Annotated in this window: 27 protein-coding genes; 18 read left to right on the top strand and 9 right to left on the bottom strand. The window is 67.8% G+C overall.

The genetic code is table 11. From position 1 onward, the window contains the following. The 7 genes from AX676_RS06015 to AX676_RS05985 all read right to left on the bottom strand — a co-directional run. A partial coding sequence (locus AX676_RS06015) for an FHIPEP family type III secretion protein (protein ID WP_197417793.1) occupies positions 1–1,004 on the bottom strand: 1,004 nt, incomplete at its 3' end. Positions 1,005–1,008: 4 nt separating this feature from the next. Beyond that, a complete protein-coding gene (locus AX676_RS06010) occupies positions 1,009–1,905 on the bottom strand; it encodes a flagellar biosynthesis protein FlgJ (RefSeq protein ID WP_066476715.1) in 897 nt (298 codons plus the stop codon). A 101-nt stretch (positions 1,906–2,006) separates the two neighbouring features. Beyond that, positions 2,007–2,327 carry a hypothetical protein gene (locus AX676_RS06005; RefSeq protein WP_066476717.1) on the bottom strand — a complete coding sequence of 107 codons (321 nt, stop codon included), beginning with the start codon at positions 2,325–2,327 and terminating at the stop codon, positions 2,007–2,009. Next, positions 2,311–2,610, bottom strand: a complete 300-nt coding sequence (locus tag AX676_RS06000) for a flagellar biosynthesis anti-sigma factor FlgM (RefSeq protein ID WP_066476719.1) — start codon at positions 2,608–2,610, stop codon at positions 2,311–2,313. The genes AX676_RS06005 and AX676_RS06000 overlap by 17 nt, the downstream gene beginning before the upstream one ends. A gap of 68 nt (positions 2,611–2,678) precedes the next feature. After that, positions 2,679–3,212 (bottom strand): flagella basal body P-ring formation protein FlgA, encoded by a 534-nt coding sequence (locus AX676_RS05995; RefSeq protein WP_066476881.1) that lies wholly within the window; start codon positions 3,210–3,212, stop codon positions 2,679–2,681. Between the two features lie 11 nt (positions 3,213–3,223). Further along, complete coding sequence (locus AX676_RS05990; protein ID WP_066476720.1) at positions 3,224–3,814, bottom strand: flagellar motor protein MotB; 591 nt, start codon at positions 3,812–3,814, stop codon at positions 3,224–3,226. After that, positions 3,811–4,512 (bottom strand): motility protein A, encoded by a 702-nt coding sequence (locus AX676_RS05985; protein WP_231726106.1) that lies wholly within the window; start codon positions 4,510–4,512, stop codon positions 3,811–3,813. The genes AX676_RS05990 and AX676_RS05985 overlap by 4 nt, the downstream gene beginning before the upstream one ends. A 224-nt stretch (positions 4,513–4,736) precedes the next feature. Here AX676_RS05985 and AX676_RS05980 point away from each other — a divergent pair, with 224 nt between their 5' ends. From AX676_RS05980 to AX676_RS18440, 16 genes are all read left to right on the top strand, one after another. Then, complete coding sequence (locus AX676_RS05980) at positions 4,737–5,090, top strand: flagellar basal body rod protein FlgB (RefSeq protein WP_443026006.1); 354 nt, start codon at positions 4,737–4,739, stop codon at positions 5,088–5,090. A 2-nt stretch (positions 5,091–5,092) separates the two neighbouring features. Continuing rightward, entirely contained in the window at positions 5,093–5,503 is a 411-nt protein-coding gene (gene flgC / locus AX676_RS05975; RefSeq protein ID WP_066476884.1) for a flagellar basal body rod protein FlgC, read from the top strand. A gap of 2 nt (positions 5,504–5,505) precedes the next feature. Next, positions 5,506–6,198, top strand: a complete 693-nt coding sequence (locus AX676_RS05970) for a flagellar hook assembly protein FlgD (RefSeq protein ID WP_197417139.1) — start codon at positions 5,506–5,508, stop codon at positions 6,196–6,198. Between the two features lie 27 nt (positions 6,199–6,225). Continuing rightward, positions 6,226–7,473, top strand: a complete 1,248-nt coding sequence (locus AX676_RS05965) for a flagellar hook protein FlgE (protein WP_066476726.1) — start codon at positions 6,226–6,228, stop codon at positions 7,471–7,473. Between the two features lie 32 nt (positions 7,474–7,505). Then, positions 7,506–8,252, top strand: a complete 747-nt coding sequence (locus tag AX676_RS05960) for a flagellar basal body rod protein FlgF (protein ID WP_066476730.1) — start codon at positions 7,506–7,508, stop codon at positions 8,250–8,252. A gap of 15 nt (positions 8,253–8,267) precedes the next feature. Beyond that, positions 8,268–9,056: a flagellar basal-body rod protein FlgG gene (gene flgG / locus AX676_RS05955; protein ID WP_066476736.1), complete on the top strand. Its 789-nt coding sequence runs from the start codon at positions 8,268–8,270 to the stop codon at positions 9,054–9,056. Continuing rightward, the gene (locus AX676_RS05950; RefSeq protein WP_066476739.1) at positions 9,049–9,747 is read left to right on the top strand and encodes a flagellar basal body L-ring protein FlgH; all 699 of its coding nucleotides are present in this window, start codon (positions 9,049–9,051) and stop codon (positions 9,745–9,747) included. The genes flgG and AX676_RS05950 overlap by 8 nt, the downstream gene beginning before the upstream one ends. 14 nt (positions 9,748–9,761) lie before the next feature. Beyond that, positions 9,762–10,853 (top strand): flagellar basal body P-ring protein FlgI, encoded by a 1,092-nt coding sequence (locus tag AX676_RS05945; protein ID WP_066476741.1) that lies wholly within the window; start codon positions 9,762–9,764, stop codon positions 10,851–10,853. Next, positions 10,850–11,215 (top strand): rod-binding protein, encoded by a 366-nt coding sequence (locus AX676_RS05940; protein ID WP_066476743.1) that lies wholly within the window; start codon positions 10,850–10,852, stop codon positions 11,213–11,215. Before AX676_RS05945 ends, AX676_RS05940 begins: the two co-directional genes overlap by 4 nt. Continuing rightward, positions 11,212–12,558 carry a flagellar hook-associated protein FlgK gene (flgK, locus tag AX676_RS05935; protein ID WP_066476745.1) on the top strand — a complete coding sequence of 449 codons (1,347 nt, stop codon included), beginning with the start codon at positions 11,212–11,214 and terminating at the stop codon, positions 12,556–12,558. The genes AX676_RS05940 and flgK overlap by 4 nt, the downstream gene beginning before the upstream one ends. A gap of 4 nt (positions 12,559–12,562) precedes the next feature. Next, complete coding sequence (gene flgL, locus AX676_RS05930; RefSeq protein WP_066476747.1) at positions 12,563–13,474, top strand: flagellar hook-associated protein FlgL; 912 nt, start codon at positions 12,563–12,565, stop codon at positions 13,472–13,474. 105 nt (positions 13,475–13,579) lie between these two features. After that, positions 13,580–14,443, top strand: coding sequence for a flagellar motor stator protein MotA (gene motA / locus AX676_RS05925; protein WP_066476748.1), 864 nt, complete (start codon positions 13,580–13,582; stop codon positions 14,441–14,443). Between the two features lie 130 nt (positions 14,444–14,573). Continuing rightward, the gene (locus AX676_RS05920) at positions 14,574–15,479 is read left to right on the top strand and encodes a flagellar motor protein MotB (RefSeq protein WP_066476750.1); all 906 of its coding nucleotides are present in this window, start codon (positions 14,574–14,576) and stop codon (positions 15,477–15,479) included. Between the two features lie 223 nt (positions 15,480–15,702). Next, positions 15,703–16,566: a hypothetical protein gene (locus tag AX676_RS17695; protein WP_156437625.1), complete on the top strand. Its 864-nt coding sequence runs from the start codon at positions 15,703–15,705 to the stop codon at positions 16,564–16,566. 90 nt (positions 16,567–16,656) lie between these two features. Then, positions 16,657–17,142 (top strand): GAF domain-containing protein, encoded by a 486-nt coding sequence (locus AX676_RS05915; protein WP_066476752.1) that lies wholly within the window; start codon positions 16,657–16,659, stop codon positions 17,140–17,142. A gap of 91 nt (positions 17,143–17,233) precedes the next feature. Beyond that, on the top strand, positions 17,234–18,229 hold the full coding sequence (locus AX676_RS18440) for an RcnB family protein (protein ID WP_156437626.1): 996 nt from the start codon (positions 17,234–17,236) through the stop codon (positions 18,227–18,229). Positions 18,230–18,435: 206 nt separating this feature from the next. On the opposite strand, the gene AX676_RS05905 is transcribed toward AX676_RS18440, so the two are convergent. Further along, entirely contained in the window at positions 18,436–19,734 is a 1,299-nt protein-coding gene (locus tag AX676_RS05905) for a M28 family metallopeptidase (RefSeq protein WP_066476892.1), read from the bottom strand. 104 nt (positions 19,735–19,838) lie between these two features. Here AX676_RS05905 and AX676_RS05900 point away from each other — a divergent pair, with 104 nt between their 5' ends. Next, a complete protein-coding gene (locus AX676_RS05900) occupies positions 19,839–20,318 on the top strand; it encodes a hypothetical protein (protein WP_066476755.1) in 480 nt (159 codons plus the stop codon). Between the two features lie 15 nt (positions 20,319–20,333). Here AX676_RS05900 and AX676_RS05895 read toward each other — a convergent pair whose 3' ends face one another. Further along, positions 20,334–20,789 (bottom strand): universal stress protein, encoded by a 456-nt coding sequence (locus AX676_RS05895; protein WP_066476756.1) that lies wholly within the window; start codon positions 20,787–20,789, stop codon positions 20,334–20,336. Between the two features lie 145 nt (positions 20,790–20,934). Between AX676_RS05895 and AX676_RS05890 the strand changes: the two genes are divergently transcribed. Then, positions 20,935–21,205, top strand: a 271-nt coding sequence (locus tag AX676_RS05890) for a biotin/lipoyl-containing protein (protein WP_156441217.1), incomplete at its 3' end; no start/stop codon positions are given.

Genomic DNA, 21,205 nt, shown 5'->3' with positions numbered 1-21,205 from the left:
GCCACAAGACCTGGATCCCCGTCGCCGCGATCCTCGCGCATCCGCCATGCCGCGAAACCCGCCGCGGCGGCCGCCGGCAGGATGATCATGCTGGGCATGCCCGGCACGATGCCGAGCAGCGCGAGGATCGCGGCGACGGGGATCCAGGTCTTGTGGCTGCCGAACTGGCTGCCGATCTGGCCGGCGAGGTCCATGCTGGACGCGACGCGGGTGACGATGGCGGCGGCCGCGATCGACAGCATCAGCGCCGGGATCTGCGCGACGAGCGCGTCGCCGATCGCGAGCAGGATATAGGTCTGCGCGGCGTCACCCACGCTCAGGCCGTGGCTGAGCGTGCCCAGGATCAGGCCGCCGACGATGTTGATGGCCAGGATGAGCAGGCCGGCGACCGCGTCGCCCTTCACGAATTTCGACGAACCGTCCATCGCGCCGTAGAAGTCGGCTTCGGTCGACACGTCGAAGCGGCGCTGGCGCGCTTCGTCGGGCGTGATCAGGCCGGCGTTGAGGTCGGCGTCGATCGCCATCTGCTTGCCGGGCAAGGCGTCGAGCGTGAAGCGCGCCGACACTTCGGACACGCGGCCCGCGCCCTTGGTCACGACGATCATGTTGATGATGATCAGGATCGCGAAGACGAACAGGCCGACGACATAGTCGCCGCCGATCAGGAAGGTACCGAACGCCTCGATCACGTGACCGGCGGCGGCTTCGCCTTCATGGCCGTGGACCAGCACGACGCGCGTCGACGCGACGTTGAGGCCCAGGCGGAACAGCGTGGCGAACAGCAGCACGGTGGGAAAGGCGGAGAAGTCGAGCGGCTTCTGCGCATTCAGCGCCACCATCAACACCGCCAGGCTGATCATGATGTTCAGGATGAAGAAGGCGTCGAGCAGCATGGCCGGGATCGGCACGACCATGAGCATGACGAGCAGCAGGATGGCGAGCGGCAGCGCGGTGCTGCGCAATGCCGGAAAAACCCCCTGGGGTGCCTTGAGTGCAGCGATCATCGCGTCACGCGCCCAGCTGCGCGAGCATCATATAGGCGAGCCGCGCGGTTTCGGGCAGCGGACGGTAGCCGGGCTGGCCGAGCTGCGTGCCGAGCTGCGCGGTCGCGACCGGCGCGCCGCGCTGGCCGCCGACGACGTTCAGGTTGGCGAGCGTGGTCTGGAGCCAGAGATCCTCGCTGCCGCCGGCGGCGGCGTTGCCCATGATGACCTCGACGCCGGGTTCGAGCTGCGGCATCGACGGCGGCGCGATGCCCCCCGAGGCGAGGCCCGTCGCGCCCGCGGCGGCGGCCCCGCGATCCAGCTTGGCGGCGAAGCGCGAATAGATGTCGGCCAGCGAACGCGGCTGGCCATTGCCTTCGAAGAAGATGCTGCGGTTGGCGCGCGCAGCCGCCGGGAACATCGACGCGGCGCTGCGGTCGGGATTGTCCTGCATCGCCGACAGGAACGACTTGGCCCCGCCGATACCCAGGAAATGTGCCATGTAGAGGTCGGTGCCACTGGCGCCGCGCCCCAGCGTGCCTTCGAGCACGGCCTTGTTGTCGGCGGCGTGCTCCGCCGCCATCAGTGACGCGACCTGCGGGTTCTTGCGCAGGTCGAGAATGGCGCGGCGGGTGGCGGGATCGTCGACGACATAGCGTCCGCCCGGCGTCTGGCGGATGCTGTCCGCCGCCCAGCCCAGGCCATGCTCGCCGCCGTGGCGCTTCATCACGCCCAGCCAGCTCTGGTCGATGAACTGATACAGCCCCGTCGCGCTCGACGTGGCGGCGCGCGCGTCGGCGCGCATGCCGCTTTCGACCTGCGCCTGGCCGATCAGATAGGCGAAGTCGACGCCGGTGCGCCGGGCGGCGCTGGCGATCGCGTTCTGGATGGGGTTGGGGGAACCGACCGGGGTGACGCTCATCGATCCTTGCTCTGGCTATTCCGTCGGGAACAGCTTAGCAAGGACCATGCCAATGTTGCAAAGCCGGCGCGCAGCCGGTGTGTTCGCGCCCGCGCGGCGGCTCAGCCGAAGGCGACAGCGCCGGCGGCGCGATATGCCGTGCCGTCGTGGCCGGCAAGAACTTGCAGGCGGCGGCGGACATTTGCCGCCATCAGGTTGACGTAGATGCGCGCGGTTTCGTTGAGCCGGTTCGCCTCCGCAGCCAGCAGGCGCAGCTCATGGTCCTGCGCGGGCATGTTGTCGTTGGCGGCGACCGTCTCGATCGCGACCAGCTTTGCCTGCGTCGCGCGCTCCAGCGCGGCGACATCGTTGGCCTTCAGCGCCGCGATTTCGGCGTGCAGGCATTCGATCACCTGGATCAGGGCGTCACGCCGACTGGTCATGGGGACTCCATTGCAGGCGCAGCGCGATCAGCCGGTCGGCGATCGTTGCGGGAAGGATGGGGAAGGTTCCGTCCTGGACGGCCGACCGAATGCGATGAACCCGGTCGACATCCACCGGCGGTGCCGCGGCGAGTGCGCGCGCGGTCTCGCTGGCGTTCAGTTCGGCGGCGGTCGGATCCGCCTTGGCCACCGGCTCGACCGGCTGCACCGGGGTGACCGGTGCAACGGGCGCATTTCGGGCGTCCGTCGCCGATATGGGCCTGAAGCCGATTGGGTCCACCATGTCTGCGTCCTTATGAATCTGCCGACATTCAGACCAAACGACCGGTTGGCGAAAACCTTTAGAAAAAATTATTGAGCCCAGCCGGGCAATGTCGCGCGGCCGCTTTCGATCGCGATCGCCTGGATGGGCGGCTTGGCCGGATCGACCTTGACCAGCAGCCGCGCGCCGGGCGCGGCGTCGCTCGCCGCGATCCCCTCGCGCGTGATCGAAAAGCCGACCGCGACCGCCTCGACGACGATCGGGTCGCCACGCTTGATGACCGGCGCGACACGCTCCGGCCGCGTGGCGACCGCGGGTGTCGCCGCCGCCGCAGGGGGCGGCGCGACCGGGGTGGCGCGCACCACCGGCACGAAGATTCGCCAGGCCGGCGCCATGCAATGGACGACCACCGCATCGTGCGCGGCGTTGCGCCACTCGAATTGCGGCATCGGGCAGGCGGCGAGCTTGAGGCGTGCATCGACCGGGGCGCGCGCGCCGCCTTCCTCGCCCACCGGCTTGCCGGTGAACTGGACGACGGCCGCGTCGATCAGGCGGGTGTCCTGAAAGGCGGGCGTGGCGGGTGCGGCGGCGATCAGCAGCCAGGTCAGCGGGGCAAGCGGCATGATGGGCTCCATCAGGGAAGGGCGCGGCCGACCGGATCGGCGGCGGTAGTGGAAGCGGCGGGGGCAGGGTTGCCCGCGAAGCCGATGGCGAGGTGGACCGCACGGGCATGCTCGGACGGCGGTGCGATCGCGACGCGAAGCTGGGCGGGGGCGACCTGACCCGACAGGATGAGCGCGCGCGCGACCGCGCGGGCGCGGTCGGCGGCCAGGATCGCGGCGCTGCCGGTCGCCGGGTCGACATCGCGGGGCGATCCGTCGACCGACCCGGTGACGGTCAGCGTCAGTCGCCGGTCGCTGCCGACGGTCGCGGCCCATTGCGCATAGGTCGCGATGGTGTCCGGTACGATCGCACTGGCGGGGGCGAAGCCGCCCACGCGCGCATAATCGACCGGCATCGGCGCGCCGGCCGGCGTCATCGGTGCGGCCGCGGCGGGCGTATCGATGCCGAACCCCGCGCGCAGTCCTGCAGCGAGCCGCGCGCGGTCCGCCGCCTGCATCGACTGGAGCAGGACGAAGAAGCCGAGCAGCAGCAGCGACAGGTCGGCGAGCGTGGTCAGCCACAAGGGGCGCGCCGCCTCGGTCGGGGCGAAGGCGTCGGTCATGCCGCCTCGGTCGCGATGGTGACGCGGCGCGGTTGTTCGCGGCCGGCGAGTTCGACCAGCGGCGGCACCAGCCGGGCCCGGCCAATTGATTCCGCACGCGCGCGCGCGCGAAGGCGCCCGGCGATCGGGCTGGCGACGAGAAAGGCGATGATCGCGCCATAGAGCGTGGCGAGCAGCGCGATCGCCATCGATCCGCCGATCGCCATCGGATCGCTCATCGCGCTGAACATCCGCACCAGGCCGATCAGCGTGCCGACCATGCCCATCGCCGGCGCGAGGTCGGCGGCGGCGGTCCAAACGCCGATCGCCGCCGCATGGCGTTCGTCACGCGCGGCGATGCGCTCGGCCAGGCGGCGCTCGAGCATGTCGGGGGCGATGCCGTCGACGATTGCCGCGATGGCGTCGGCGACATCGGGGTCGGCGATCACCGCCCGGTCGAGCGGGACGATCCCATGGCGCGCGGAAATGCGGGCGAGCGCGTCGATCTGTGTCAGGCAGCCCTCGGCATCGAACGACCGGCGGGCGAGCGTGCCGAGCGCGCGCACGGCGCGGACCAGATCGCCGAGCGGCGCGCGCAGCAGCAGGGCGATGAGCGTCCCGCCGACCACGATCGCCAGCGCGGTCGGATCGAGAAACGGCGCCATTGCCGGGGCCAGGCCTGCGATTTCGCCGGTCAGGGGTGCGACGGGTGGAGTCATGGCGTTCATATCAGCAAGTCCCGCGCCAATTCGACCGAAGCCGCCGGGGAACCCCGCGCATTGCCGCATCGCGACCGGCGACCGGCAATCGGCTGCCGCACCCGGCAAAATCTTGCCGCCCGACCGCTGCCGGACCACCGAAACGCCCAGTCGAGGCGGCATCGGGGCAATTGGCACGCCATTTGCTGAGCGGGAACCGGAATAGTCCTTGGAGACGAATGACGATGCCACAGGATACGCTTTTTGGAGTGCACGGCGCGGCGCTGGCCGTCCGTTCGCAGCGCCTGAGCGTGCTCGCGTCGAACATCGCGAACGCCTCCACGCCCGGTTACAAGGCGAAGGACATCGACTTTCGCGCGGCGATGTCGGCGATCGAGGGCCCGGGGGGGTCCCCCGATCGCGCGATCCGCGGCGCGACCTTGTATCGCAAGCCGCTCCAGCCGCGGCTGGACGGCAACACTGTTGAGCTGACCACCGAACAGACCGCGTTCGCCGAAAATGCGATCGCCTATCAATCGACGCTCGCGTTCCTGAACGGTCGCATCTCGACCATCACGCGCGCGCTGAAGGGTGAATGAAGATGCCTGAGGCTCCGATGAACCTGTTCCAGGTCGCCGGCCGCGCGATGTCGGCGCAGCTGGTGCGGATGAATACCACCGCGTCCAACCTCGCCAATGCCGGCGCGGTCGCGAGCACGCCCGACGCAGCCTATCGTTCGCTCAAGCCCGTGTTCCGCACCCATTTCGACGCGGCCTCGACCATGGCCACCGTCGATGTCGCGCGCGTCGTGACCGCGGGCGAGGAGCCGGTGAAGCGCCACGATCCGGGCAATCCGCTCGCCGACAAGGACGGCTATGTCTATGAAAGCGCGGTCGACGAGACCCGCGAGCTGGTCGACATGATGGAAGCCGCCCGCACCTATCAGAACAATGTCGAAGTGATGGCGACGGCCAAGACGCTGATCACCGAAACCCTGCGGATGGGAGGTTGATCATGACCATCGCCAACACCTTTGACTCGACGCTTTCGCGACTGGGGATCAACCGAAGCGGCGACAGCTCGCCGCAGGTTGCCGCGTCCGCGAACGCCAATGCGACGCTCGACCAGTCCGATTTCCTGCGGCTGATGACGGCGCAGCTCAACAACCAGGACCCGTTCGAGCCGGTCGACAACAGCCAGATGGTCGCACAGATGGCGCAGTTCTCCAGCCTGGCCGGCATCAGCGAGATGAACTCGACGCTGAAGTCGCTCGCCGCGAAGCTGGGCGGGACCAGCACGACCGACGCGCTGCAATGGGTCGGCCGCAACGTGCTGACCGCCGGCGACGTCGCCTTCGGCCGCACGACTGGCGGGCTGCAGGGCGCGGTCGAACTGCCCGAAGCCGCCGGCAGCGTCATGGTGTCGATCGCCGATGCCGATGGCCGGTTGCTCAAGACGATCGACCTGGGCGCCCAGCCCGCCGGCACCGCCAGCTATGAATGGGACGGCAAGGATGCCGCCGGCGAGGATGCCGGCGCGGGGCCGTTCTCGATCCAGGTCACCGCACTCGGCACCAACGGCCCGGTCGCGGCCCAGCCTTTGGTGTGGGCACCCGTCAACTCGGTTTCGGTCAGCAATGGCGAAGCCATCCTCAATCTGCCCGGCCTCGGCCAGGTCCCCGCCTCTGCGGTCCGCTCGATCGGCTGAGCCGCCCTTTAGGAACAGGAGAATCCAATGTCTTTCTTCACTTCGCTGAGCGGCCTGCAGGCTTCGCAAAAGGACATGTCGGTCATTTCGCACAATCTGGCGAACGTGCAGACCAACGGCTTCAAGAAGAGCCGCGTCGAGTTCGCCGACGTGATCTCGTCGAGCGTGTCGCTGAGCCCCACCGCCCAGGTCGGATCGGGCGTGGTCACCAAGGCGATCCGCCAGCAGTTCACCCAGGGCAATCTGGTCCAGCAGACCGGTGCGCTCAACCTCGCCATCTCCGGCGACGGCTTCTTCGCGATGAAGCCCGATCCCGACGGCGAGAAGGTCAACTTCACCCGCAACGGTGCCTTCCTGGTCGACAAGGACCGCTATGTCGTCGACGGCAAGGGTGCCAATCTTCAGGTCTATCCGGTCGATGGCAGCGGCGCGGTGGTCGCCTCGGGGCTCGATTCGACGATCAGCCTGCGCCTGCCCGCGACCAGCGGCACGCCGGTTGCGACGAGCAATGTCGGCTTGTCGGTGACGCTGAACGCCGGATCGTCGATCCCGTCGGGCACGTTCGACCGCTTCGATCCGTCGACCTATAATCAGGCGACGCAGACCACCATCTATGACGTGACCGGCAATCCGCGCACGCTGACCACCTATTTCGTTCGCGAAACCGCGCCGACCGCTGGCAACCCCAACAGCGACTGGTCGATCTACAACTTTGTCGGCGACCAGCAGCTCGGTACAGCGCCGATTGCGGCGACATTTGACGGGACCGGCGCGCTGGTGTCGCCGACGACGCCGACGGCCTTTCCGCCGTTCACGCCCGCGGGCAGCGCCGGCGAGCAGACCGTGTCGTTCGATCTGACCGGCTCGACGCAGGAAGCGTCGCCTTTCACGGTCAACAGCCGGCTGCAGGACGGCGTGGCGGTCGGCAAGCTCGAATCGGTGTCGGTCGACAGCGAGGGCATCGTGACCGCGGCCTTTTCCAACGGCGATACCCAGGCGCTCGGCAAGGTGGCGATCATCAATTTCGCCAATCCCGCCGGCCTGCGCCAGCTGGGCGACAGCTACTGGGCATCGACGGGCCTGTCGGGCGAGGCGATCGCGGGCGAGGCGGGACGCGACGGCGCGGGCAACCTGATGTCGAACATCATCGAGGGCTCGAACGTCGACATCACCGAGGAGCTCGTGTCGCTGATCGCGGCGCAGCGCAATTTCCAGGCGAATTCCAAGGCGCTCGAGACGTCGAACGAGATCTCGCAGACGATCTTCAACATCTGATCGCGTCGCGGAAAGGCTGACGGAGCACGCATATGGACGGTCTGGTCTACACGGCCCTGTCGGGTCTCAAGAGCAAGATGTCGGCACAGGCGTCGATCGCGAACAACATCGCGAACGCCTCGACCGTCGGCTATCGCTCCGACCGGGTGTCGTTCGAGCGGCTGGTGCTCAAGGGCCAGCAGTTCGAAACCCGCCAGCCCAACGCCGAGGAAGTCGTCGACATGGACCGGCGCGCCGGGACCATCGTCGAGACCGGCCAGCCGCTCGACGTGGCGATCGCGACCGACAACTGGTTCGCGGTGCAGGCAGCCGACGGCACGGAGGCCTATACGCGGCGCGGCGACCTGAAGGTCGGCGCGTCGGGGCTGCTCGAGAATGGCGAAGGGCGGCCGATGATCGGCAATAACGGCCCGATCACGCTGCCGCCCTATCAGTCGATCGCGGTGGCGGAGGACGGCACGGTGTCGATCATGCCGGTGGGTGCCGAGCCCGGTTCCGCGCCGCAGATCATCGACCGGCTGAAGCTGGTCAGCGATCAGGGCAGCCGCACCGTCAAGGGGCTGGACAACCAGCTGCATGTCCGCGGCGGCGGGGTGCTGCCGGTCGATCTCGACGCCAAGGTGCGCGTGGGCGCGCTCGAACAGTCGAACGTCAACCTCACCCAGGCGCTGGTCGACATGATCGAGAACCAGCGCGCCTATGAGGTTCAGGCGAATTTGCTGAAAGAAGCCAAGCAGATGGACGAAAGCGCCGCGTCGCTGATGCGTGTGCAGGGTTGATGAAGGAATAACGTTATGAGCAACGCCGCAATGCACATCGCCCGCACCGGCCTGGATGCCCAGGACATGCGGATGCGCGTGATCTCCAACAACCTGGCCAACGTCAACACGACCGGCTTCAAGCGCGACCGCGCGGCGTTCGAAACGCTCGCCTATCAGGTCGTGACCGCCGCCGGTTCGGCGAGCACGCAGGAAACCCAGTATGCCGTCGGCCTAAATCTGGGCACCGGCGTCCGGGTTCAGGGGACCGCGCGGATCAACACCCAGGGTTCGTTGCAGACCACGGGCAATTCGCTCGACCTCGCGCTCGACGGCGACGGCTATTTCCAGGTGCAGCTGCCCGGCGGGCAGCTCGGCTACACGCGCGCGGGCAATTTCGCCCGTTCGCCCCAGGGGCTGCTCGTCACCAGCGAAGGCTATCAGGTGACGCCCGGGATCACGGTTCCCGAAGGCACCACCAGCATCACCGTCGGCAGCGACGGCACCGTGTCGGCGGTCGTTCCCGGCCAGGCGGAGGCGCAGCAGATCGGCCAGATCCAGGTCGCGACCTTTCCCAATGCCGCGGGCCTGCAGGCGACCGGCGACAATTACCTGATCGAGACCGCATCGAGCGGCCCCGCCAATCTCGGCATCGCCGGCCTCGATGGTCGCGGCCAGGTGCGCCAGGGGATGCTCGAGGGATCGAACGTCAACGTCGTCGAGGAACTCGTCGACATGATCGAGACGCAACGCGCCTATGAGGTCAATTCCAAGATGATCTCGGCCACCGACGAGATGCTGCAATATGTCAACCAGAATGTCTGATCGTCGCGGCTCCGCCCGGCTGGGCCTCGCGCTCGTCCCCGCGCTCGCGCTGATCCTGGCGCCGGGGTCCGCCGACGCGCGCCTGTTTGGGAAGAAGCAGCCGCCGGAGGATTTCTCCGCAACGATCGCGCCGGCAACGCCGCCCGCGCCGCCCCCGGCGAACGGCTCGATCTTTCAGGTCGCCGACGGCTATGCCGGGCTGCACGAGGGCGCGCGCGCCTTTCGCATCGGCGATCCGCTGACCATCATTCTGGTGGAGCGGATGCAGGCATCGAAGTCCGCCGGCACGCAGTTGGACAGCGAGGGCGGCTTCGGCCTGACCCCGCCGGCGTCCGGCCCGTTCTCGTTCAACCCGGATGCCGCGCGGCTGTCGGGCAATCGCGGCTTCACCGGCGCGGGCAGTGCGGACCAGTCCAACGCCTTGTCCGGCGAGATCAGCGTCACCGTCGCGGAGGTGCTGCCCAACGGCACGCTGGTGGTGCAGGGCCAGAAGCGCGTGACGCTCAATCGCGGCGACGAGTTCGTCCAGATCAAGGGGATCGTGCGCCGCGCCGACATCGACGTGAACAACCGCGTCGCGTCGACCCGCGTCGCCGACGCCCGCATTGCCTATACCGGCCGGGGCGACGTCGCCCGCGCCGCCCGCCAGGGCTGGCTGAGCCGGTTCTTCCAAGTCATCAGCCCGTTCTGAGGCGGAGCATTCACATGCGCTTTCTTCTTACCCTCTTTGCCGCCCTGCTGCTCGCCACGCCGGCGAATGCGGAGCGCGTCAAGGATCTGGGCAAGTTCCAGAATATCCGTACCAACCAGCTGACGGGTTACGGCATCGTCGTCGGCCTGCCGGGCACGGGCGACGACAATCTGGAATATACCGTCCAGTCGATGAAGGGTATCGCGTCGCGCTTCGGGCTGCAATTGCCGCCCCAGGTCAATCCGGCGCTCAAGAACTCGGCCGTGGTGATGATCACCGCCGAACTGCCGGCGTTCGCCAAGCCAGGGCAGAAGATCGACATCACCGTGTCGGCGCTGGGCAAGGCCAAGAGCCTGCGCGGCGGCGCGCTGGTGCTCAGCCCGCTGATCGGTGCCGATGGCCAGATCTATGCGATGGCGCAGGGCAATCTGGCGGTCGGTGGCCTGGGTGCCGAGGGCAAGGATGGATCGCAGATCGTCGTCAATGTCCCGTCGACCGGGCGCATCCCCGACGGGGCGACGGTCGAGCGTTCGGTCGATACCGGCTTCGACAGCTCGCCGACGCTGACCTTCAACCTGGCGCGTGCTGACTTCACCACCGCCCAGCGCGTCGCCAGCGCGGTCAACAGCCGCTTCGGCCCGGGCACCGCGCGCGCGCTCGATGCGGTGTCGGTGACGCTGGCCCCGCCGCCGGGCGCGGACGTCCGCGCGGCGCTGATGAGCGAGATCGAGAACCTGACCGTCGACCCGGCCGAGGCGGCCGCGCGCGTGATCGTCAATGCGCGCAGCGGCACCGTCGTCATCAATTCGGCGGTCCGCGTCGCGCCGTCCGCGGTAACGCATGGTAAACTTACTGTCCGTATCGAGGAATCGCAGAGGATCAGCCAACCCGCACCGCTCAGCCGTGGCCAGACCGCGGTCGAGCAGCAGAGCGCGGTCGGCATCGAAGAGGAAAAGCGCCCGATGTTCTTGCTGGAGCCCGGCCCGAAGCTGGCGGACATCGTGAAGGCGGTGAACGCCATCGGTGCGTCGCCCGCCGACCTGGTCGCGATCCTGGAAGCGTTGAAGGAAGCCGGCGCGCTCAAGGCGGAGCTGATCGTCCTGTGACCCAGCCGGTCGCCCCCGTTTCTCCCGCAACTGCCGGCCGGTCGATCGACACGCGCCGGTTGGCGACGGCTGAGAATCTGGATCAGGCCGGCCAGCAGTTCGAGGCGATCTTCGTCAACATGATGCTCGGCGCGATGCGCAAGGCGCGGCTGTCCGAAGGGCTCTTTGAAAGCCAGGCACTCGACCAGTTCCGCGACATGCAGGACCAGCAGCTCGCCAAGTCGATGGCGGCATCCACGCCGCTGGGCATCGGCAAGGCGATGACCGAGTTCCTGTCGCGCAGCCACCCGGTTGCGGCCGATCCCGCGCCGGCGGCGCCGGCGGTGCCCGGGACAAGCGATGACCCGCAGGTGACGCGATGACCGATCTGCTCGCAATCGGCGCGTCGGGGCTGCGTGCCTATCAGACCGCGCTGACCACATCGTCGGAGAATGTCGCCAATGCCGGCGTGTCCGGCTATTCGCGGCGCACCACCAACCTGACCGAGATTTCGGCACCCGGATCGAGCCTGCTCGGCGGGCGGCTGGTCAACGGGCTCGGCGTCGCGGCGACCGGCATCACCCGCGCCGCGGACGAGTTCCGCGCCAGCGAGGTCCGCAGCGCCACCACCGACCTTGCCAAGACGCAGTCGGGCATCGTGTGGCTCGATTCGATCGAGCGCGCGTTGACCGGCAACCGGCTGGGCGACAGCCTGACCCGCTTTTTCGGTGCATCGGAGAATCTGGCTGCCGACCCCGCATCGCAGGCGGCGCGCGTCGTGTTTCTCGACAGCGCGAGCGGCATTGCGGGCGGTTTCGTCGCGACCGATCGCGCGCTCGCGACCGCCGCGATCGAGCTGGACGCGACCGCGGCGCAATCGACGCGCGACCTGAACGGCACCGCCAGTTCGCTGGCCCAGGTCAATTCCGGGCTGGCGCGCGTGTCGCCGGGCACGTCCGGGCATGCCGCGCTGCTCGACCAGCGCGACCGCCTGCTCGAAAACCTGGCGGAACAGACCGACATCGACGTCGCGATCGACGAATATGGCCGCGCCAGCGTGCGGCTGAACGGCGCGACCGGCCCGATCCTGGTGGAAGACGACAATGCCGGCCAGCTGCGTTACGAACGCAGCGGCGGCGCGACCGCATTCACGCTGTATCGCAATGCGACCGCATCGATCGTGACGCCGACCGGCGGCATCCTGGCAGGCGTCGCCGAAGGCGCGATTCGCATCGACGAGGCGCGGACGGGGCTGGACGCGCTTGCCACGCAATTCGTGAACGACGTCAACGCGGTACAGGCAGCCGGCGAGGGGCTCGACGGCAATCCGGGCGCACCGATGTTCGCGATCGGCCCTGGCGGCGCGGGCGAGGTATCGGTGCTGCTGACCGATCCGTCGGGGGTCGCGGCGGCGCAGCCGGGCGGCGGCGCGCGTGACAACCGCAATCTTCAGGCGATCGCCGCGCTGCGCGATTCGAGCCAGATCGAGGGGCGGGTCAACAGCCTGATCCTGGGCAACGCCTCCGCGCTGGAAGCGCGCAAGTCGGTGAGCGCGGCGCAGACCGTGATCCGCGACCAGGCGGTGACGCAGCGCGATTCGGTGACCGGCGTCAATCTGGATGAGGAAGCCGTCGACCTGCTGCGTTTCCAGCAGGCCTATCAGGCGTCGAGCCGGGTGATCCAGGTCGCGCGCGAAACCCTCCAGACCATCTTCGATATCGGATAAGCCGATGATGCGCGTCACCACCTCGCAATATTTCCGCCAGTCGTTGCGCGACATCTCGACGCTCAACGTCGATGCCAACCGGCTGCAGACGCAGATTGCGACGGGGAAAAAGCTGCAGACCGCATCGGACGACGCCGCCGCCTATCAGCGGCTGAGCGGGCTTCGCGCGCTGGTCGCCGACGACGTCGCCTATTCGAGCAACATCAGCCTTGCGCAGGGCGTGCTGAGCCAGGCCGATACCGCGCTGGCAGGCACCGAGACCCAGCTTCAGCGTGTCAACGAACTCATCATCCAGGCAGCGAACGACACGCTGTCCGCCGACGACCGGGTCGGCATCGCCACCGCGCTCGACGCGATTCGCGAGGACCTGCTGCGCCTCGCAAACGCGACCGACGTACGCGGCCAGCCCCTGTTCGGCGGCGCGTCCGGCGATGTCGCGTTCGAAACCCAGCCCGACGGCAGCATCACCTATGCCGGATCGGGTGAGGCGGGGACGGTGCCCGTCGCCGATGGCGTCGCGATCCAGACCACCGAGGACGGCGGCCGCATCTTCGGCGGCGCGGGCCAGCCGGGCGTGATCGACATTTTCGCGATGATCGCGACCTACAGCGCCGCGCTGCGATCGGGCGCGGATGTCCAGGCACCCAGCGCGACCGCGTTGAGCGAAGTCAATTCGGCGCTCGACCAGGTGTCGGCGGCGCGATCGATGGTCGGCGCGCGCGCCTATCGACTCGATCTCGAACGCGATCAGGTCGAGGCCAACGGGCTGGTGCGCGAGGAATTGCGCTCCGCGCTCGAGGATACCGACGTCAGCGCGGCGATCACCGAGCTGCAGAAGACGCTGACCATTCTCCAGGCGACCCAGTCGAGCTTTGCGCGGCTGAGCGACCTGTCGCTGTTCAACTATCTGAGCTGACGCCGCGCGCGGTAACCATTTCTCGACGGGTGTCGGGCATGAAGGGCCATGGCCCGCCGATTCCATTCCGGATCGGTGGCAGTTTTTTAAGGGTGTGATGCGCCGATGTTTCCGCTGATTGGCCTGGTTGTCCTGCTGGCGATGGTGTTCGGCGGATTCGCGATCACCGGCGGCGCGCTGGGCCCCGTCATGCACGCGCTGCCGCACGAGATGCTGATCATCGGCGGTGCCGCGGTCGGCGCGCTGATCATCGGCAATTCCGGCAAGGAGCTGAAGGCGATCGGCGGCGGCGTCATGAAGGTGCTGAAGGGCCCGAAATACAAGAAGCAGGACTATCTCGACACCATCTTCCTCGTTTCCAAGCTGATGAAGATGCTGCGCACCGAAGGGCCGATCGCGCTCGAGCCGCATGTCGAGGATCCCAAATCCTCCGCGATCTTCGCCGAATATCCGCGCCTGATGGCCGATCACACGCTGGTCAACCTGATCGCCGATACGCTGCGCCTCGTCGTCGTCTCGTCGGGCACGCTCGACGTGCACGCGGTCGAGGAGGTGATGGACAACGCGATCAAGACCCACCACCACGAGGTCCAGGGTCCGCAGGGCACGCTGCAGGGCCTGGCCGACGCGCTGCCCGCGCTCGGCATCGTCGCCGCGGTGCTGGGCGTGGTCAAGACGATGGGATCGATCGACAAGCCGCCGTCGATCCTGGGCGGGATGATCGGTTCGGCCCTCGTCGGCACCTTTCTGGGCGTGCTGCTCGCCTATGGCATCGTCGGCCCGCTCGCCACCCGGCTGCAGCAGGTAATCGACGCCGATGCCGCGATCTATCACGTCGTCAAGCAGATCATCATCGCCTCGCTGCACGGCCATCCCCAGCCGCTGGTGATCGAAGCCGCACGCTCGGGAATCGCTCATCAGAACCAGCCCGGCTTTGCCGAGGTGTTCGACGGTCTGCGGGGGAAGTGATGACTGATCGGCTCACGCCGATGCGCGGTACCGGCCCACTCCCCCACCCGGCCACCCAGCCAGGCTACTCTTGTGGGTGGCCGGGTGGGGGAGTGGGCCGGTACCGCGTCGCGCCGGGAGGCGTAGAATAATGGCCGCGCGCGCACCCCACGGGACCAATCAGCCGCCCAAGGTCATCGTCAAGAAAATCTATATCGAGGGGCATGGCGGCCATCACGGCGGCGCGTGGAAGGTCGCCTATGCCGACTTCGTCACCGCGATGATGGCGTTCTTCCTGCTGATGTGGCTGCTCGGCGCGACCAGCGAGAAGCAGCGCAAGGGCATCGCCGACTATTTCGCGCCGACGCTGGTCCAGCTCAAGCAGAACAGCGCCGGCTCCAACGGCATTTTCGGCGGCGAATCGATCACCGACGTCGACAGCTATCCGCACAAGGCGCAGCAGACCGGGACGCGGTCGCTGACGATCCCCGCGGGCGCGACCGGCGGCAAGGAAGTCGGCACCGGCGACAAGGGCAGCCTGAAGGCAAGCCAGGCGATGGCGGCGGAGGATCGCGAGAATTTCGCCAAGATGCGTTCCAAGCTCGAAGCGACGATGAAGTCGAACGCGCGCATTGCGAAGATCGCCAAATATGTCCGCTTCGTGCGTACCCGCGACGGCATGCGCATCGACCTGATCGACGACGCCAATTATTCGATGTTCGCGCTGGGGACGACCGCGCTGGTGCCGGACGCCAGCACGCTGATCGGCATGGTCGCCGAAAGCATCGAGGGGATGGACAATCCCATCATGATCCGCGGCCACACCGACAGCCTGGGCTATGGCAACCCGGCGGCGATGAACAACTGGATGCTGTCGAGCGGCCGCGCGGAGGCGACGCGCCGTCGCCTGGCGCAGGGCGGCATCCGCGAGGACCAGTTCGAACGCATCGAAGGCGTCGCCGACCGCGAACCGATGGTGAAGGAAAACCCCGCCGACCCCCGCAACCGCCGCGTCGCGATCACGCTGCTCTATCGCCGGACGGGGTTCGGGGATTAAGTGTCAGACGTTGAACGGGCGCGTTCGATACAATTGCTCCGCGTCCGACTGCGTGAGCGAGAGACGGTCCGCTTTTGGGCCGAAGATGCGGATAAACGTGATTCGCGTTAAGCCAGAACCTTGCACTGTGACTCCTGCACCTCAATGGAGCTTGCACGTGTTCGCGCGCCTGACGGGTCTGGTAAGCAATCCTGCGTAGGGGTTGTCAACAAAGAGGGCGACCATGGCTCGATTGAAGCGCGGCTGTATCTGGCTGCTAGGCTTAGTCGCTTTTGCATGGTCGGGGACGGCGTTTCTCCGAAATTTAGAGCAAAGCAAGCAATATCAAGCTTTACAGAGCGACATCGCGCTCGACCGCAAGTTTAACGCCAGATCACCGACACCGCTTGAGGTGAGCGCCATGGTTTCAACGTCAAACGGCAATTATCAGGTGCCGGCTGATCTTCCATCGTTCCATCACCGCATTAAATCTTTGGGCAAGATCCCTGCAATCATCGTTCTTCCCGGTTGCGCTTTTGCAGTTCGAGGCAAAAATGTACCCTTGAACGTAGTCGTTCTATCCATTGATGAGAACCGGAATCTAATAACTGCGAAGACTTCACTTGAAGCGTGCATGTCTCGGGACGCAATATCGTTGCAGCAAGCAATTGAGCGACAACTCAAATTCGCATTGAATTATGTACAGAGCGCCAACTGGATAGATCGCAAAAGGATAATGATAGTAGGGGCCGGCGAGGCTGCTCCCATCATTGCTGCATATGACGGTCCAGTAAAACAGCGGTTAACCGTGGGCGACCCATGCCTCGTACCGTGGAAGAATATAGACCGCAACGCACCGCTGCTCATGCTTTTTACTTGGGATCGCCGTGGCCTCGCGAGAGAGGACGAGCGCAGCCAACCGCTCGACATTGCTGCAATCGTGCGGGGAGCAGCACCCCCGCTCCCACCCGCTAAAGCTTGCATTGGATTAGAAAGGCCGCGAATCCAACCACCGGTGCGACAAGTGATAGCTCAGGGACAATTGGGGATGGTTACTATGCCCGCCGCACTCGAAGCCGTTCAAAAAGCGGCTTACGATGGGCTGTGATCAGCTCATCCGGTGGACCAATTGTGTGGGCCTTAGTTGTGGACGCCTTGCCAGTAGCGCCCACGCTACAAAGCCCCTACATCCCCGCCCATGTACGATTTCGACATCGCCGCCGGCAGCAAGGCCGAGCTGTATCGTGAACTGGCGGGCGCGCTCGATGCGCTGACCGCGGAGGAGCCGGATGCGATCGCCAACATGGCGAACGCCGCCGCGCTGATCTGGCAGTATCTGCCCGACCTCAACTGGGCGGGTTTCTATCGCAACGTCGGCGACGAACTGTTGCTCGGGCCGTTTCAGGGCAAGCCGGCGTGCATCCGCATCGCGTTCGGCAGTGGCGTGTGCGGCACCGCGGCGCAGACCCGCGCCACGCAGCTGGTCGACGACGTCCACGCCTTTCCCGGCCATATCGCCTGCGACGCGGCCAGCGCGTCCGAACTGGTCGTGCCGATCGTCCATGACGGCCGGCTGATCGGGGTGCTCGACCTCGACAGTCCCAAGGTGGCGCGCTTCGATGCGGAGGATGCTGCGGGTTGCGAGGCGTTGATGGCGATCCTGGCCGCGCGCATCGCGGACTGATCCGAAGCGGGACAGGCTTAACCATTGCGCCGGTTTCCCACCCGGTGACCCGGCTGTTAGGTTGCGCGCGACCACCCGGGAGTTGACCAAGATGCGCCGATCGACCGTGACCGCCCTCATCCTGGCGAGCCTGACCGCCATGCCCGTTCACGCGGGACAGGCGGCACCCGAGACGGGCTGGGGCGGCAGCGTCGACGGGCGCTGGTATGCGGGCAGCTATGCGCCGGGCGGCTGGGCGGCCTATCGCGCGCCCGAAGCCGGTGTCGAACTGCCGCGCTACTGGATCGAACCGGGGTTCGAGGTGCGCGATCCGGCCCGGTACCGACTGCCCGCCGCCGAGACGGGGCGGCGCTGGCTGCGCTATTATGACGACGCGGTGCTGGTCGGCGACGATGGCCGGGTGATCGACGCGCGCACCGGCATCGACTGGAACAATCCTGCCGCGATGAAGGCCGCGCCGGTCGCGCTGTTCGCGCCCGCTGCACCGATGCGCGCCATTGCACCTGCACCTGCACCCGCATCAGCGCCCGTCGTCGCACGCGCGCCGGCCGCGCCCGGTGCGACCTATGCGCCGCCGCCCGCCCGCCCGGCAGCGGTGGCGGCGCCTGCGACCGTGCTGGCGGAAGCCCCGCCGCCCCGGCCGGGGCCGGTCGCACCCCCGCGCGGCTACCCGCGGCCGGCGGCAGCGCCCGTGCGCGCCGATCGCGGCATCGGTGGCGCGGCCATAGGGGCGGGGGCCGGTGCGGTCGCCGGTGGGCTGATCGCCGGTCGCGGCGACCGGCTGGGCGGGGCGCTGATCGGTGCGGGCGTCGGGGCAGTGGCTGGCCTTGCGATCGACCGGGCGGAGGATCGCGGTCGGGCGCCGCGCGATGACGACGCCGACTATCCGCCCTGGGGCGATGACGACCGCGCGGGCTATCGCGACTGGCGGTCTGACGAGATCGACCTGCCGCCGTCGGTGCCGCCACAGGTCCAGGTCACGGGCAATGGCTGCACCACGCGCACGGTTGAGGTCCGCCCCGCCTATGTCGCGCGCGGCTGGTACTTCCCGGCAACCTTCGAGACGACGGTGACCTGCGGCGGCTGATCAGCCGGCCCGGCAATATCCGCTGCGCACGAAGCCCCAGGGGCCGTTGCCCCGGCCGCATGCCGGGCCCCGCCGCGACATGGGCACAGGCTTTTGCCCGCCGCACGGGTGCGCGCCAACGGCACCGCGAAGGCCGCACCTGGCGCGGCGCGAGCTGAATGGCGCAGCGGACCCCGACACGCGGCCCGAGTGACGGCGGTTTTGGATTACCGCGCCGCAGCCCGCCCGGCGAAGGTGACGATGCTCTCCGCGCCGTCGGCAGCCAGCGACGACACGCCGATGAAGTGGTCGTCGACGATCACGTCCTTGAGCACCCATTCGGTGGCAGATGCGGGCACGTCGCGATGGTCGGTCCAATCCTGCGCATCGTTGCGCCGCCAATGGACGCGGTAGCCCGTCGCACCCGGCACGGCTTGCCACTTGACCGTCGTGTCGGAGGAGACCGCGCCGCCCACGGACACGCCGTCGGGCGCGGCGGGGGCGCTGGCCAGCCGGGCGATCGTGGCCACGTTGATCGCCGCGACCCTGGCTAGATAGGGAAAATCCATCTTGTCGACGGTGTCGCCATATTCGCGACCGGCTTCGGTGCGCAGATCCTGGTGCTGCTGGTCGTAATTCTCGATGCCGACCGAAAAACGCACCGCCGGATAGCCGAGCCGCAGGAACGGCTCATGGTCGCCGCCGCGCCCGAAGCGGTCGGGCCGCCGATCGACGAACACGTCGAGCGCGCCCGGCATCGCCGCCGCGACGCCGTCGATCGCCTTGGCCAATGCGCGCGACGGGCCGTCATCCTCGCCGCCATTGCCGCGCCGCGCGATCTGCTGCTCGATCGTCTCCGACGCGCGGATGCCTTCGGAAAACACGCGCACCCGGTCGGCGACGCGCGCGCCATTGATGCCGACGGTGTTGCCGACAATGTCGTTGTTGAGCACCGCGCTGACCACCCAGCCGCGCTCCCTGGCGGTTTCGGCCAGCAGCGTGCCGCCCCACAGCCCCTGTTCCTCGCCGGACAAGGCGGCATAGATGATCGTCGCGTCGAACTTTTCCTTCGACAGGATGCGCGCGGCTTCCAGCACCACCGCGACGCCGGAGGCATCGTCATTGGCGCCGGGCGAATCGCTGGTGAAGTCCATCACGTCGCTGACCCGGCTGTCGATATGGCCCTGGACGATGATGACGCGGTTGGGGTCGCGTCCGGCCTGAAAGCCCAGCACATTGACGACGTTGACGCCATTGGGCGCGCGCGGCCCGGTAAAGGTGCGCGCGATGTTGGCGACGGTGATGCAGCCGCCGCACTTCGCGCTGATCCGGTTCAATTCGTCCGCTGCCCATTTGCGCGCCGCGCCGATGCCGCGCTTGGGATCATCGGGGCTGGACAGCGTGTGGCGGGTGCCGAAGCTGACCAGCTTTTCGACATCGGCCTTCATCCGCGCGGGATCGGGCGCGTCGCGGGCGATGGCGGGGAGGGGGAGGAGGAGCGGAGCGAGCAGGATCAGGTGGCGCATCGTGCGATCGTGGACGCGATCGGCGCCCGGCTCAATCCCCTCGTTGCGCGCCAGCTTGCACGGCGGGGATGCGCACGCCACTTTCGAGCCGGGAGGGGGCTGCCATGCTGTTTGCGACGACCGTTTTCGTGATGATGATCCTGCGCCTTTGGCCAGAGACGCCGATCGCGCGGTGGCTGCACCGGACACTGGTGGCGGCGCCCGCGCGGCGGCTGTCGGCACTGTCGCGCCAGCAGTTGCTGTTCATGGTCGCACTGGTGATGCTGCTGCCGGTCGGCGGCGAGCTCATGCTCATCTTCGGTTCGGCCGATGCGTTGATGCTGATCGCTTGGCAAACGGCGGCCTATTACGACGCGATGATGGCCACCGCATTGCTGGCCGGGCTGGCCCGGATGCGCGGGATCGCCGCGGTCGTGCGCAGCGCGCGACGCGCACGGTCGGTCCGCCGCTCGCGTGCGCGCCAGCGCCGCACGCGGACGCGGATCAAGCGACCGGGGGGCGGGGCGGACGGCGATCGACCGGGGCCCGCGCCGCGCCATTCCGCGAACGACATCGGCCGGCCGGCGACCTTACGCGCCGCCTGACCGGCGGAACGCCGGCTAGCTCAGCCGGTCGATCGCCTCGACCTCCAGGCTGCCGGGGATGATCATGATCGGCACGGGCAGCTTGCCCGCGTCGGCGCCGGAAAAATGCGCGACCAGCGGGCCGGGCGCGCCGCTCGCCGCCGCGCCGAGGACGAGGGCGGCGATCTCCGGATTGACCTCGATCGCCTCGCGCACGACCTTTGGTCCGTCGCCTTCGCGCACCGTGATCGTCGGCTTGATCCCCGATTCCTCCAGCAAGGTGCCCGCGGCACCCGCGACCAGTGCCTCGGCGCGCTGGCGCGCCTCGTCCTCGATCGTCGCCATCACGCCGCCCCAGTGGACGAACTCCGCCTTGGGAATCAGCGCCAGGATCTCGACATTGCCGCCGGTCTTGACCGCGCGTCGGGCGGCGAAGCGCAGCGCGACTTCGGACTCCGGGCTCTCGTCGACCACCACCAGATAGGTGCGCATATTGTGTTCCTCCCCCCGGAATTGCGATCCCGCCGCGCCGAACGTGGCGAGTCGAAGACGTATGCGCAAGGTGATGGGGTTGACCGGGCGTCCCGGCCCGGCAAAGGAAGGCGCTCCCCAGGACCACGCAACGGAACCCGCGCCGATGCCGATCGAAATCAAGATGCCCGCTCTGTCCCCGACCATGGAGGAGGGCACGCTGGCCCGCTGGCTGGTCAAGGAAGGCGATACGGTGGGCGCCGGCGACCTGATGGCGGAGATCGAGACCGACAAGGCGACGATGGAGTTCGAGGCGGTCGACGAGGGCACGATCACGCAGATCCTGGTCGCCGAGGGGACCGACGGGGTGAAGGTCGGCACAGTCATCGCGCTGCTGGCTGGCGAGGGCGAGGATGCCGCCGCGCCCGCCGCCAAGC

The organism is Sphingomonas sp. CCH21-G11 (genome assembly GCF_001555965.1).
Classification (GTDB): Bacteria; Pseudomonadota; Alphaproteobacteria; order Sphingomonadales; family Sphingomonadaceae; genus Sphingomonas.
This window is presented reverse-complemented; position numbering and strand designations above follow the sequence as displayed.

Coding starts and splice junctions, on each gene's coding strand:
- AX676_RS05945 (WP_066476741.1), top strand. CDS start 9,762: ATGCGCTTTCTTCTTACCCTCTTTGCCGCCCTGCTGCTCGCCACGCCG.
- AX676_RS05980 (WP_443026006.1), top strand. CDS start 4,737: ATGCCACAGGATACGCTTTTTGGAGTGCACGGCGCGGCGCTGGCCGTC.
- AX676_RS05970 (WP_197417139.1), top strand. CDS start 5,506: ATGACCATCGCCAACACCTTTGACTCGACGCTTTCGCGACTGGGGATC.
- motA (WP_066476748.1), top strand. CDS start 13,580: ATGTTTCCGCTGATTGGCCTGGTTGTCCTGCTGGCGATGGTGTTCGGC.
- AX676_RS05920 (WP_066476750.1), top strand. CDS start 14,574: ATGGCCGCGCGCGCACCCCACGGGACCAATCAGCCGCCCAAGGTCATC.
- AX676_RS06005 (WP_066476717.1), bottom strand. CDS start 2,327: ATGACCAGTCGGCGTGACGCCCTGATCCAGGTGATCGAATGCCTGCAC.
- AX676_RS06010 (WP_066476715.1), bottom strand. CDS start 1,905: ATGAGCGTCACCCCGGTCGGTTCCCCCAACCCCATCCAGAACGCGATC.
- AX676_RS06000 (WP_066476719.1), bottom strand. CDS start 2,610: ATGGTGGACCCAATCGGCTTCAGGCCCATATCGGCGACGGACGCCCGA.
- flgL (WP_066476747.1), top strand. CDS start 12,563: ATGATGCGCGTCACCACCTCGCAATATTTCCGCCAGTCGTTGCGCGAC.
- AX676_RS18440 (WP_156437626.1), top strand. CDS start 17,234: ATGCGCCGATCGACCGTGACCGCCCTCATCCTGGCGAGCCTGACCGCC.
- flgG (WP_066476736.1), top strand. CDS start 8,268: ATGAGCAACGCCGCAATGCACATCGCCCGCACCGGCCTGGATGCCCAG.
- AX676_RS05895 (WP_066476756.1), bottom strand. CDS start 20,789: ATGCGCACCTATCTGGTGGTGGTCGACGAGAGCCCGGAGTCCGAAGTC.
- AX676_RS05995 (WP_066476881.1), bottom strand. CDS start 3,212: ATGCCGCTTGCCCCGCTGACCTGGCTGCTGATCGCCGCCGCACCCGCC.
- AX676_RS05915 (WP_066476752.1), top strand. CDS start 16,657: ATGTACGATTTCGACATCGCCGCCGGCAGCAAGGCCGAGCTGTATCGT.
- AX676_RS05905 (WP_066476892.1), bottom strand. CDS start 19,734: ATGCGCCACCTGATCCTGCTCGCTCCGCTCCTCCTCCCCCTCCCCGCC.
- flgC (WP_066476884.1), top strand. CDS start 5,093: ATGCCTGAGGCTCCGATGAACCTGTTCCAGGTCGCCGGCCGCGCGATG.
- AX676_RS05900 (WP_066476755.1), top strand. CDS start 19,839: ATGCTGTTTGCGACGACCGTTTTCGTGATGATGATCCTGCGCCTTTGG.
- AX676_RS05960 (WP_066476730.1), top strand. CDS start 7,506: ATGGACGGTCTGGTCTACACGGCCCTGTCGGGTCTCAAGAGCAAGATG.
- AX676_RS05990 (WP_066476720.1), bottom strand. CDS start 3,814: ATGACCGACGCCTTCGCCCCGACCGAGGCGGCGCGCCCCTTGTGGCTG.
- AX676_RS05985 (WP_231726106.1), bottom strand. CDS start 4,512: ATGACTCCACCCGTCGCACCCCTGACCGGCGAAATCGCAGGCCTGGCC.
- AX676_RS17695 (WP_156437625.1), top strand. CDS start 15,703: ATGGCTCGATTGAAGCGCGGCTGTATCTGGCTGCTAGGCTTAGTCGCT.
- AX676_RS05950 (WP_066476739.1), top strand. CDS start 9,049: ATGTCTGATCGTCGCGGCTCCGCCCGGCTGGGCCTCGCGCTCGTCCCC.
- AX676_RS05965 (WP_066476726.1), top strand. CDS start 6,226: ATGTCTTTCTTCACTTCGCTGAGCGGCCTGCAGGCTTCGCAAAAGGAC.
- flgK (WP_066476745.1), top strand. CDS start 11,212: ATGACCGATCTGCTCGCAATCGGCGCGTCGGGGCTGCGTGCCTATCAG.